This window comes from Microcoleus sp. K5-D4 (assembly GCF_036704575.1).
Lineage (GTDB): Bacteria > Cyanobacteriota > Cyanobacteriia > Cyanobacteriales > Microcoleaceae > Microcoleus.
In genome coordinates this window covers 49,038-62,109 of the sequence record NZ_JAUBSD010000022.1, presented here as the reverse complement: position 1 = coordinate 62,109, position 13,072 = coordinate 49,038, and the positions used below count along the sequence as shown (strand labels likewise).

5 protein-coding genes and 1 pseudogene are annotated in these 13,072 nt (G+C 47.3%); 1 reads left to right on the top strand and 5 read right to left on the bottom strand.

Translation table 11 applies throughout. From position 1 onward, the window contains the following. Nucleotides 1-9 precede the first annotated feature (9 nt). On the top strand, nucleotides 10-4,140 hold the full coding sequence (locus QUA77_RS09710; RefSeq protein ID WP_333449992.1) for an EAL domain-containing protein: 4,131 nt from the start codon (nucleotides 10-12) through the stop codon (nucleotides 4,138-4,140). A gap of 422 nt (nucleotides 4,141-4,562) precedes the next feature. Here the strand turns inward: QUA77_RS09710 and QUA77_RS09705 are convergent, their stop codons facing one another. The 5 genes and pseudogenes from QUA77_RS09705 to QUA77_RS09690 all read right to left on the bottom strand — a co-directional run bounded on the left by QUA77_RS09705 (nucleotide 4,563) and on the right by QUA77_RS09690 (nucleotide 13,070). Next, a complete protein-coding gene (locus QUA77_RS09705; RefSeq protein ID WP_333449991.1) occupies nucleotides 4,563-9,122 on the bottom strand; it encodes a PAS domain S-box protein in 4,560 nt (1,519 codons plus the stop codon). Between the two features lie 933 nt (nucleotides 9,123-10,055). Next, nucleotides 10,056-10,265 (bottom strand): annotated as a pseudogene (locus tag QUA77_RS29285) (hypothetical protein); the annotation flags it as partial. Between the two features lie 261 nt (nucleotides 10,266-10,526). Further along, nucleotides 10,527-11,480: a malate dehydrogenase gene (gene mdh, locus QUA77_RS09700; RefSeq protein WP_333449990.1), complete on the bottom strand. Its 954-nt coding sequence runs from the start codon at nucleotides 11,478-11,480 to the stop codon at nucleotides 10,527-10,529. 130 nt (nucleotides 11,481-11,610) lie between these two features. After that, a complete protein-coding gene (locus tag QUA77_RS09695) occupies nucleotides 11,611-11,826 on the bottom strand; it encodes an NAD(P)H-quinone oxidoreductase subunit O (protein WP_015178120.1) in 216 nt (71 codons plus the stop codon). A gap of 311 nt (nucleotides 11,827-12,137) precedes the next feature. Beyond that, a complete protein-coding gene (locus QUA77_RS09690) occupies nucleotides 12,138-13,070 on the bottom strand; it encodes a DNA-formamidopyrimidine glycosylase (RefSeq protein ID WP_333185243.1) in 933 nt (310 codons plus the stop codon). Nucleotides 13,071-13,072 lie beyond the last annotated feature (2 nt).

The following is a 13,072-nucleotide window of genomic DNA, read 5'->3' as shown; positions in this document are numbered from 1 at the left end:
GATTAAACAATGGAAAGTTTTATCCCTGAAAAGTCTGAAGACTGTCACGGCTGGGCCTCCAAGCCAGACTTGTACAAAGAGCTGCAAGGAACCAAAGAATTACTGCTGACGATAGCTAACTCGATGCCGATACCCTTGATCGTCAGCAGTCTGGCGGACGGTACAATTCTTTATAGCAATGATTTATGCCGTCAGGCTTTCGGGTTCACAGGATTCAAGTCGATCGACCGCCAAAAAGCCGAAATACTCTACCACAAACCAGCAGAGCGCCAGGAATTGCTGTTGCGGCTAGCCCGCAACGGACACGTCCGCGAGACAGAAGTCCGGCTTAAAAAAGCTGACGGCACGCTGTTTTGGGCAAGTGTATCGATGCGGTATCTGACATTGGTGTCGGGGAAAGCTGTTCTGTCGGTATTCAGCGACATTACTGATCGGAAGCGAGTGGCCGCCAAGGAGCAGGAATTGCTCACGTCAATTCACTCGCGGGCCCGCCAGCAAGCGGCCGTCGCTTACTTGGGGCAGCAGGCCCTGGCCGAAACAGATTTGTCCGCACTGATGGACAAAGCTGCGGTTTTAATTGCTCAAACCCTGGACGTTGATTATTGCCAGGTATTAGAACTGTTGCCCTCTGGTCATGCTTTTCTGCTGCGAGCGGGGGTTGGCTGGCAGCCGGGCCTCGTCGGCAGCGCTACTGTTGCCGCTTCTGCCCGATCGCAAGCAGGTTACACATTGCTAGTGGGCGAACCGACGATCGTCGAAGATTTGCGGGTGGAAACGCGCTTTAGCGAGTTGCCGCTACTGCATAACCATCGGGCAGTCAGCGGCGTCACTGTCATTATTCCCGGCAATCGGGGACTGGGGAGGAACTGGGGACAAGCAGAACCAGCCAACAGTTCATCCTCGCCGGCCTGGGGCATTTTGGGGGTTCATACCAGCCAAGGGCGGGTTTTCAGTCAAGATGACGTTTATTTTGTAGAAGCGATCGCCAACGTGTTAGCTGCGGCGATCGAGCGCATTATATCGCAAGAGCGCTTACAAATGATGGAACGGGCGATCGAAAGTTGCAGCAACGGCATTGCAATCACCGACGCAACCGTTGCAGATAATCCGATTATTTATGTCAATCCCAGTTTTGAGCGGATTACGGGTTATCGCAGAGACGAGTTAATGGGGAAAAATTGCCGATTTTTGCAGGGTACAGACACTGACACCCCCGCTGCCAAACAATTGCGAATTGCGATTGAAGAAGGCAGAGAATCTCAAGTTATATTACGCAACTTTCGGAAAGACGGCACTCCTTTTTGGCACGAACTGTCGATCGCTCCAGTTTACAACTCGCGGCGACACTTAACCCACTTTATTGGAGTACAAACAGACATTACCGACCGCCAGCGCTCGGAAGAAGAATTATTTTTAAATTCTCAAGCTTTAGCAGCATTTAGCGCTAATCTCAAACACTTGCATCGGATTACAACTTATCATTATCAAAACTTTGAAGAACTGGTTGACGATTATCTAACAGCAGGCTGTTTGATGTTTGGACTTTCTATGGGCATCATGGCTGAAGTTGACAACGAGACTTTTATTGTCAGAGCAGCGAAAAGCGATTTAGAATACTTCGTGCGAGGCTTAGAATTGAACCTCAGCGATACTTACTGCGCGGCAGTCATTAAACTTAACAAAACAGTTGCGTATTCTCATATAGGAGCAGATATTGAGATGCGCGAACATCCTGCTTATCAGAACTGCAAGGCGGAATCTTACATTGGGACCCCGATATTTGTTAACAATAAAACTTACGGCACGTTGAGTTTTAGTTCGCCAGAAATAAAGAAAAGAAAGTTCAAGTACGAGGAAATAGAAATTATAGAATTGATGGCTCAAAGTATTGGCAAAATTCTGGCGGTTCACCAAATGGAAGTCGAACGCCAGCAAGCTGAAAAAGAGCGATGCGAGTTAATAGTCTCTCTCAAAGAAAGTGAAGAACGCTATCGCCGTTTAGTAGAACTATCTCCCGAAGCGATCGCCGTTCACAGTCAAGGGAAAATCGCCTACATCAATGCTGCCGGCGCGAAACTCCTCGGTGCGAACTCTCCCGATGCGCTAATCGGCTTTCCCATATTGCATTTCGTCCATCCAAACTATGTGGAAATAGCCACAGAGCGCATTCGGCTAGTCGAGATAGAAAATCAGCCGATCGACCTTGCCGAACAAAAACTGATGAGGCTCGACGGACAAATAATAGACGTTGAAATGGCCGGCATCCCCGCTATTTATCAAGGCTCGACTGCTGGCCAGATTATTATCCGAGATGTCACCGAGCGCAAGCGAGTAGAACGGCAACTGCTGCACGGCGCTTTTCACGATGCGCTGACGGGTTTGCCCAACCGGGTTTTGTTTATCGACAGGCTAGGACAAGCCATCCGCCGATCCAATCAGTCCCCCGATTACAAATTTGGTTTACTTTTCCTAGATTTAGACCGCTTCAAAGTAGTTAATGATTCTTTAGGACACGTTTTAGGAGACAAACTGCTAATCGCCCTCGCGGAGCGACTGCAAACCTGCGTCCGGGTTTCTGATACCGTCGCCCGACTGGGGGGAGACGAATTCACCATCCTGCTAGACCACATTCAGAGCCTCAGTGACGCCACCCTCGCAGCTAAAAAGATACAAAAAGAACTGACGAAGCCGTTTCATCTCGAAGGACACGAAGTATTTACCACTGCTAGCATTGGCATTGTTTTCAGTCGAGGCGAAGCCACCGCCAGTGGCGAATTAAATTCGTACACTCATCCAGAAGAATTCCTACGCGATGCTGACATCGCTATGTACCGCGCTAAAGCTTTGGGTAAGGCCCGCCACGAAGTGTTTAATTTGGCGATGCACGACCAAACTATGTCGCTGTTGCAGTTAGAAACTGACCTGCGGTTGGCTATTTTGGGCAAGGAGGAATTAGGAGAGAGCAAGGATCAACGTTCGCACTTTATTGTGCACTACCAACCGATTGTTTCGATCGCCAGCGGTGCGCTCGAAGGTTTTGAGGCCTTGGTGCGCTGGCACCACCCTGTTCGGGGTCTAGTTCCGCCGTCTACTTTTATCCCTGTAGCTGAAGAAACAGGTTTGATCGTGCCTCTGGGAGCCTGGGTGTTGCGGGAAGCTTGTCAGCAATTGCGGATTTGGCAAGAAATGTTAACCGAGCAACAGGGAAGAAGTCCCATGGAAGTCGGAACAAGGCCCTTCGACTCCCTTCGGCTGCACTCAGGGCGAGTCGCTCAGCGTAACAAGAAGGAAGAAGGCGCTTCGACTTCGCTCAGGGTAACAACAGAGAAGAGGGCAACGGGCAATGGAGGGAATTTAACTGATGTAACAGATACAGGGAATGAGGAACACGGAACTTTTACTGAGCCTAGCCCCAATATTGGTCACAGGGAAGAAAGAATCGGTAAAAAATTACCAATTCCCAGTTACGAATTCCCGATTACTGATTTCCACTCATCTATTACCCATTCCCAATTCCCAATTACCAATACTTCGGCTACGTTCAGTACAACTTCCCAGGTACCAATTCCGAATTTTAAATTACCCATTATTGATCCTTCGCAATTAACAATGAGCGTCAATCTCTCTCCTAAACAGTTAGGTATGCCGAATTTAATCGATGAAATCGATGAAATTTTAGCAGAAACAGGCTGCGATTCGAGCTGTTTAAAATTGGAGATTACTGAAAGCGCGATCGTGGAAAATGTCAAGAAAGCCAATATTGTGCTAGCCCAATTAAAAGGTAGAAATATTCGATTGTCGATCGACGATTTCGGTACTGGCTATTCGTCTTTGAGTTACTTGCACCGTTTTCCGCTGGATACACTGAAGATCGATCGATCTTTTGTGAGCCGCTTGGGGGCTGTCGAAAACGGTGACGACGGGGGTCAGCCTTTGCAGATTGTGCGGGCGATCGTAACTTTGGCTCACAATTTGGGATTGAATGCGATCGCCGAAGGTGTAGAGACAGCCGAACAGTTATCACAGCTTCGAGAACTCGACTGCGAATTAGCTCAGGGATATTGGTTTTCTAAACCTTTGGACAGTTCTGCGGTGACAGAAATCCTGATAAATCTCAGTAATATAGCCATTATGGACTGAGTGAGGTACAGATTGATAAATAGTGCCTCACCCCGTGAAGACATTTTTGCTACAAACTCACAATCTCAAAACTGATGCACCAGGGAATAAATGGTACACCAAAATTAAATTTTCGGTGATAATATCAAATTTGTTAGCATCGGAATTCTTCATCTGCGTGAATCCGCATTAATCCCTTGTCATCTGCGATCCTAAAAATTCTCTTTTTTAAACCGCAGATGAGGGCAGATAAACACAGAGTAACGCAGATGAATGAGATCAATTCCGGTTGTACCGTCCGTGATTACTGATTGTTGACTAAATTTTACGTCCGACGACGATGCTACCGGAATTTATCTGGTTGAGAATTACAAAGCTGATGCACAGTAACACTTTCGCAATTGCCAATTGCCAATTAAAACTTACAACTTACCAATTCCCTATTAACAATTAGCTTTGAGGGGAATTTCGATCACCAATTCTGTACCCTGTCCCGGCGAAGAAGTGCATTTCAGCGACCCATTGTGTCTGTCTGTAACAATTTGATAGCTAATCGACAAGCCCATCCCAGTGCCTTTACCCACAGGTTTAGTGGTAAAAAATGGGTCAAAAAGCCGAGTGCCGACAGTCTCCGGTATTCCCGGCCCGTTGTCAGCAATCCGAATGATTACTTTGCCCGCTGGCGATATTTCAGTGCGGATGCGGATGTTGCTGGGCTTTTGCCGCATTTCCTCAGCAGAACGGCGCAGATCCCGTTCTTCCAAAGCATCCAAAGCATTGCTCAAGATGTTCATAAACACTTGATTTAACTGTCCGGCATAACATTCTACTAAGGGCAGTTGAGCGTATTCTTTAATCACCTCAATTTCTGGATGATTGTGTTTAGCTTTGAGCCGATGCTGCAAAATCATCAGGGTGCTATCTATGCCGTCGTGGATGTTGACTGCTTTCATTTCCGCTTCGTCCATGCGGGAAAATGTGCGGAGAGAAGCAACAATTTGTTGAATTCTGTCTGCACCGACTTTCATTGAAGAAAGCAACTTTGGCAAGTCTTTCATCAAAAAGTCGAGTTCAATATGGTCTACTTCCTCTTTAATTTCTGGGACTGGATCGGGATAGTGATTTTGGTAAAGTTCGATCAGGTGTAGCAAGTCTTGAGTATAGTCGTTGGCGTGGGACAGATTGCCGTAAATAAAGTTAACTGGGTTGTTGATTTCGTGGGCGACTCCTGCCACAAGTTGACCGAGACTTGACATTTTTTCATTTTGAATTAACTGTGATTGAGTGCTGGTTAATTTCTGCAAGGTTTGTTCTAATTCGAGAGCTTTATTGCGAGTTTGGGCGTAAAGATCGGCTTGGTTGAGAGCGATCGCCAATTGAACTGTAACCGCTTGCAACAATTCTACTTCGCTGTCGCTCCAAGGTCGTACAGCAGCGGAGTGGGCGCAGGTAACAACGCTCACTACTCCCGAAAGTGCCTGCATCGGAATTGCCAACACAGATCGGTAGCCCAGAGAGTTAAGAGACCTTCTCCAAACAGGGTCTGCGAGCGTTCCGACATCATCGATTTGCAGCGTTTCTAGACGCAAAAGCTCTTCTCCTATAGTGCCGAAGTCAGAAGCTTTATAGCAACCTATTAAATCGGGAAGTTCTCTTCTGCGAGATTCTTGAATAATTTCCCAAAAAGCCTCTTCTTGTTCGCGGCGGTACCAGGAAAAATAGCACCGATCGATGTGCATGAAAGCCCGAATTTCTTGGACGGCGACAGCAATAATGCTGTCGAAATCGAGGGAATTGCGGATTTGAGTAGTGAGGTTGTTGAGCAATTTTTCTCGCTCGGCTTGCTGTCTGAGTAGGGCTTCCGATCGCCTCAAGGCAATTTCTCCCCGCTTGCGATCGGTAATATCTTCAGTGACAGCTAATAGATATTGCGGTTTGCCATCAGCATCGAGTATTGTTGTTTTCTTGGTATGAAATATCCGCGTTTCTCCTTGCCTCGTTTCAATCTCTTCTTCGGCGATTTCTACAATGTGCCCGCTGTTGAGCACTTCCCTGTCTTTGGCGGTGAAAAAATCAGCTTGTTGTGTTGGGAAAAAATCGTAATCATTTTTGCCGATCACTTCTGCTGCACTGAAACCGAGTAACTGTTCAGCTACTGGGTTCCACAGAACAAACCGCAGGTCTTGGGCATCCTTGGCAACCACTCCTACGGGTATGGTTTTGAGTACGGACTCCATAAACTGTTGGGCGTGTTGGAGTTCTGCTTCTGCCTGTTTGCGATCGCTAATATCTCGGACGTTGGCAATGATGCTGAGATTCCCGTTGAGATTAATTCTGGACAGGGCCACTTCTGCATCAAAAGTTGAACCGTCGTTGGGACGCCTCGCTTTCCATTCCACGCGACCTGTTTCGCCGGCTAATACTCTTTCCCAAAGTTCTTCCATTTTCTCAATGGGATTGCTGCGTGTTGAATAGTCGTTTTTAATTGATAATTTTGTTGCTTGTTCCGGGCTCACTCCGTACATTTCTAACATTCGATTGTTGACATCGAGAATGTTTCCTTCTAAATCGTGAATGAAGATAGCATCGTAAACATTGTTAAATATCGTCCGCAGGTTTTGCTCGGAAACTTGCAGCGCTGCTTCTGCCTGTTTGCGATCGCCAATTTCTTGTTCTAATTGGGTGACTGCTTGGGAAAGTTCGGCCGTGCGATCGCTCACTCTGTCTTCTAACTCGACTGCTGCTTGCCGCAGTGCTGCTTCGGCGGTTTTTTGATCGGTAATGTCGATCACCGTACCGAACAGTTTTACCACCTTGCCGTTCACATCGGTTTCGGCTTTGCCCAGGGCGTTCACGTGTCGCAAGATGCCGTCGGGACGGTAAAGGCGAAAGTCAAACTCAAAAGGGATGCCTGTTGCGAGTCCCTGCTGCACTTGAGTTTGCCACAATTCCAAATCTTCTGGATGAATCAGAGCTACCTGTTCGGCTATGTTGGGCGCGATGGGGGCCGGTTCGAGCCCGAAGATGCGGAAAAGTTCTTCCGACCAAGTGAGGGTTTCGGTGGCTGCGTCAAGTTCCCAATTGCCGACATGGGCGAGTCTCTGGGCTTCTTTGAGCTGCCGCTGGCTGTTGCGGATGGCGGTTTCGGCAACTTTGCGATCGGTGATGTCGAGCAAAACTCCGCAAAATATTATTTCGCCGTTCTCGCTGCGGGTGGGCATGGAGTCGCCCTGCCACCAGCGAATCTCACCGTCGGGCTTGACTAACCGCCCTTCGTAGTGCCAGGGACAAAGATTTTCTACGGCTTCGTTGACGGAAGCGAGGTGGCTTTCCGAGTCTTCGGGGTGGATGCGACAAATGAATGTATTTAAGTCTCGCGTCATTTCTGCTGCTGTGACGCCCGTGAGATCGAAGATGCGATCGCTAACGTAGTCAACTTGCCAAACTCCGTCCCGGTTGCAAAACTGAAACAGAGCTCCGGGGATGGTGGCCGCGATCGTCCGGAACCGGGCTTCGCTGGCCGTGAGGGCGGCAAAAGTCTGGCGCAGTTCTGCCGTGCGTGCTTCTACTCTGCGCTCTAGTTCTGCGTTGGCGTGTTGTAAGGCTGCTTCTGCTCGCTTGCGATCGGTAATGTCGGTGGCTGTGCCCGTGGTGCCGAGGAAGTTTCCGGTTTCGTCGTAGAGGCCGATGGCGTTAAACATCAAATGTTTCATGCTACCGTCTTTGGCGATTTGGGTGGTTTCGTACTGGAAAATTGATTCTCCGGCAAACAGGCGGGCGAACACTTCTAAATCTTTCTGGCTTTGTTCTGGTGTCACAAAGTCGGAGAAGGGCCGACCGATCATTTCTTCTGGTTCGTAACCGTAGATGTACTTAACTGCTGGGTTGACGAAGGTATAGCGCCCGATCGCATCGACCGACCAAATCATGTCTTGGGAGGTTTCTACCAGGCTGCGGTATTTGGTTTCGCTGGCTTTGACCGCTTCTTCTGTTTTTTTGCGTTCCGTCATGTCGCGGGAGACGCCGATAGTCATTACGATTGCGCCGTCTGCGTTGCGGATCGGTGTTTTGACGGTGCTGAACAGCCGCACTTCTCCGTCGTAGCGCGTCACCGGTTCTTCGGAAATTTGCAGAGTCTGTCCGCTTTCAAATACGAAGGCGTCATCTCTGACGTACTGGAGAGTATTGTCGGGATCGGCGAAAGGTGCGTCTACGATGCCTTGAAGTTCCTCTTCAGTCATGCCGTAATAGTTGCGGAATGCTTGATTTGCCCAAACAATTTTGGATTTGGGGCCTTTGACTAATACCATATCGCCGATCGAATCGAGAATTTGGTGATATTTTTGCTCACTGTCGCGGAGTTTCTGCTGCGCGGATTCGATTTCTGCTATTTGCCTCTGGGTTTGCAAGTGCAGTTCGGCTTGGTAGATGGCAACTGCTAAATGGTCGCCTACTTGTCTGGCAAATTCGATTTCGTCTTCTTGCCACTGGCGGGGTTGACCGCAGGAGTGAATGCACAGCAATCCCCACAAATGTTGCCCTTGCAGTAGCGGTACGACTAAGTTTGCCCGGATTTGAAACCGCTTGAGGATTTTGAGGTGACAAGAGCTCAACCGGGCTTTGTAGATGTCCGTGACTGCTTGAACGTAACCTTTGGTGTAGTTGGCTGCAAATTGTTCGCCGAAGCAATTGTCGCGGACTCTGGTTCCCAAAGAGGGGCTGTATTGGGGCAGTACGTCTTCGGACACTACTTCGCCCTCATTCCATTCGGATTCGGGAAAGAAGCGGTAGATGGCGACTCGATCGGCATTTAGGAGTTGCCGAACTTCGGTGGCTGTGATTTTGAATATTGTTTCTAAGTCTAGGGATTCACGAATTTTGCTAATAACTCCCATCAGCGCCTGCAGCTTTTTGAACCAGGTTTGAGACTGCGTTTCTCTTTCTAGGTGAGCTAGTTTCTCGCGCAGGTTGCTGACTTCGTGATACAGGTATTCATGAAACATAATGATTTTTATTTAGTTATTTTGCGGTTGGTTATCGAGGTTGATGGCATCTCAATAGCGCTCTGCAAGTTGAGCCTGGTAACTCAAAAAGGCAAAGAACATATTCTCCTCATTCTGCTAGCACTTAGCAGCTACTCACACTGCATTTCCGTATTTTTTCGAGATTTGGAGGTCTAGCGACCATCTTAGCTCCCGTATATTTACTGAAAAAGTTGCATAATTTGCTACTACATTAATTGTCAATTAGTGGGAATAATGCCAACAAAACTTACACATAAACCCGGTTTCTTAACGTAATTAACTCAGGAGAACTCCGAAAGTGGAAACAAGAAACCCGGTTCCATTTCGCGAGCGGGAGGAGCGTCTCTGACTAATTTTGACATTTTTTTGTTCGCATTGGGTTGCAATTGTCACCTTTTTATTATTACCCCAAACTCGATTAATGGTTTCCTTGTTATGGCGAGAAAATATCCTGTTGGTAACGCCTTTATTTGAATTTGTTTAAACTTACGCGATCGCCTTTTCTAAATTTTTAAGTAATGCTCGATTTATCTCTCCTAAATTAGATTTTTTACAATCTTTAGGATCAGCCGAAATTTTAGATATTTTTCCTGGCCTTCTCGTTATTTCATGCGAGGGATGGGATTTTTTAAACTGATTAAAATTCACCGAATCAGAGGTTAGTTTTCGGTCAAACAGTTGAGGTAGTTGCAGGCTGTGGTTAAATGGGTTCAACTCAAGGGTGATTCCCTACCGCAACGAGCCCGCACGCGCGTTCGGGATAGCTTCCGCACGCGCGGAGACTTTTTGCCCGATCTTTGCGATTTTTGACAAGTGTAATAATTTTAGATAATACAAATATTTAGGGTATCACATTTTGGGCTAAAGTAAAGGTATTTCAAGCTTGATCAATAGAAATGGCGATCGCGAGTATTAAAGTTTGGGCAAAGTAAGGAGAAATTCCGTAGAAACTCGCATTTCGCTTTCTACCTTTAAAGTGCTACGGTGTTGTTGGACAATGCGAGCGCGAGTGAGAGATAATCCTAAACCGACTGCTTCTGCTGTTGGTTTAGTAGTAAAGAAAATATGGCAGATTTTTCCTTTAATTTCTAGAGAAACTCTGAGAGTATTGTCGCGCAGACCAAGTTCAACTGCTTTTGCTTGCCAGTTTTTGCGTTTTTAGCAAGTTTTTGAGAGTAAATTTTATATTTATCGATCGGTTCCTTGCTGCCATTTTTGGGCTTGTGAAATATAGCCTAACAAACATGATCAATAATATTAATCAAAGCGCGGTTGAAATCCGATAAGGCAACTTCCGACAGAGCGATCGCACTTTCATACTCAATATAAATTATTATATTGAAGTGGCCAGCAGACTGCTGTGATCAACGAATTGCTACAAGCTTAAGAAGCAGTTTTCAGCATCGCCCTGGCTTCCTCAATATTTTCGGCAACCAATTTGCCCGACTCGATAAAGGCTGCTCTTTCGGTATCGCTGAGTTCGAGTTCGACTACTTGTTCGACTCCCTGAGATCCCAAGCGGCAGGGAACTCCTAAAAAGATATCTTGCACACCGTATTCGCCGTGCAAATAAACGCAGCAAGGCAAGAGTCGCGACTGATTAAATAAAATAGATTCCACCATCAAACAGGCAGAAGATGCGGGTGCAAAATAAGCACTACTAATCTTCATCAATTCGACAATTTCTGCGCCGCCGTGGCGAGTCCGCTGTACGAGTCGATCGATCGCCCCAGCATCCATAAGTTGATTGATGGGAATACCGTTGACAGTGGAATAGCGAGGCAAAGGAACCATCAAATCGCCATGAGAACCGATGACAGTTGCATTGATTTCAGCAATTGAAACGCCCAATTCCATGGCAATAAAAGTTTCAAAGCGGGCGGAGTCGAGAACTCCCCCCATCCCCATGACTCGGTGTTTGGGCAAATCCGCAGCTTCCCAAGCTAAATAAGTCATGATATCTAGGGGATTGGTGATGACGATTAAGATTGCTTCGGGAGAATGCTCGATCGCCTGTTTTGAGGCTTCGGTGACAATTCGAGCATTGATTTTAATTAAATCTTCCCGATTGATACCGGGTTTGCGTGGCACTCCGGCGGCAATTACGATGATATTTGAGTTGGCCGTATCTGTATAATCATTTGTACCGACAATTTGGCGATCGTGGCGTTCCACTCCCCTAGCTTCCATCAAATCCAAAGCAACGCCCTGCGGCCAACCCTCCACAATATCTAGCAATACTACATCTGCCAGATTTTTCTCAGCAATTCGCTGGGCTAACGTACTGCCGACTTTGCCTGCACCAATAATTGATACGCGGTTTGATGGAGAATTCATTGGATTTTAGATTTTAGGTTTTAGATTTTAGATTTTAGATTTTAGATTTTAGCAATCAGCTTAATTGGGGAAAGGTGCGCGGTGTGCACCCTTCGCTAAATTAAGAACAGTGATGTTTAGTTTTGGTGAGTTACTTAAAATCTTCGAGTTGGTCTACCCGCAGCCAAATATTGGGGGTGGGTACTTTGCCAAATTTGACGAAGGCATAGTCGCCGCGAACATCCATCACTTCGCCCTTTGTTTCAAATATATACGAGGAAAAGCGCTGGTCGCTGGCTTTGGCTTCTAGACTGTTTTCCAATTTTTCGCGTACAGCGCGAACTATACTGCCTTTCTTGATTGCCATAACTTGCTTTGTTTAGTTTAAAAAACTATACAAATTTTAATCTAGATTTGGCTGGAAAGGACTTCTTCTTTCTTCTGACATCGGGCACCATTCTCGCTTAACAGGATTTCCGGCCTGTTCCACAATAGTTCAATATTCTTGGGCGCTGGCTGTCCCACCCGCCCCTGAAAACCTTATTGACAAGGGTACAAGATATCAGTTCTTCCTTCTTCCTTCTTTCCTCTCCCGCCTTCTTCCGTCTTATTCCTTCTTCCTTCTTCCTGACATCCGTTACATCCGTCGAGCGAATCCGTTGCCGAACTTCCTTCTGCTTATTGCTGACACGCGGGGCAAAAATGAGTCGATCGCCCTGCTAATTTTATACGTTCGATGGTTGTGGAGCAAGTGCGACAGGGTTGACCGGCGCGATTGTACACCCAAGCGACGCCGCCGTAGTTGCCGTTGACACCTTGGACGTTGAGAAAATTGCTAAAAGTGGTGCCCCCGGATTCGATCGCCTTCTGTAAAACTTGAATAATAGCTGTATGGATGCGCCCAATTTGCTCTGCGGTCAAATCCGCGCACAGAGTTGTGGGCATCACTCCCGACAAAAACAAAGTTTCGTCTGCGTAAATATTGCCCAAACCAGCTATCAGTGCCTGGTCTAGCAAAGCTGTTTTTATGGGTCGCGCCCGCCGGTGCAGCTTGCGGGCCAAATATTCTGTTGTAAACTCCTCGGAAAATGGTTCGGGCCCTAAAAGTTTCAGACCGATGACTGTGCTGGAAACCTCGGTTTCTGCAGGCACGTACCACATTTGCCCGAAGGTGCGCTGGTCTACAAACCGCAATTCTTGGTTTCCTTCAAAGAATAGCCGCACTCGCGCGTGTTTTTGCAGGGGTTCGGATCGGTTCACCCACAGCAGTTGTCCAGTCATCCGCAGGTGAACGCCCAACCAGCCGGCTTTTGAAGGAAGGAGGAAGGAAGAAGGAAGAGGGGAAGAGCTTGGAGTTTGATCCCTAAATTCTCCCCCTTTCCCTTTCTCTCTTTCTCCTTCTGGGAATTGAGATAGTTCTGCCAGGAGGTATTTGCCGCGTCTGTACCAGCGGGCGATCGACTTTCCTTTGAGTTTCGTCAAAAAATCGGTCGCAGAGATTGAGCGGGCGATCGTGCTGTTTAGCAACACGTCCCCGTCCAAAATTTCTCGATCGAGGGTTGCTTGATTCAAACCCCGGCAAATAGTTTCAACTTCTGGCAGTTCTGGCACAA

Coding starts and splice junctions, on each gene's coding strand:
- mdh (WP_333449990.1), bottom strand. CDS start 11,480: ATGAATTCTCCATCAAACCGCGTATCAATTATTGGTGCAGGCAAAGTC.
- QUA77_RS09695 (WP_015178120.1), bottom strand. CDS start 11,826: ATGGCAATCAAGAAAGGCAGTATAGTTCGCGCTGTACGCGAAAAATTG.
- QUA77_RS09710 (WP_333449992.1), top strand. CDS start 10: ATGGAAAGTTTTATCCCTGAAAAGTCTGAAGACTGTCACGGCTGGGCC.
- QUA77_RS09705 (WP_333449991.1), bottom strand. CDS start 9,122: ATGTTTCATGAATACCTGTATCACGAAGTCAGCAACCTGCGCGAGAAA.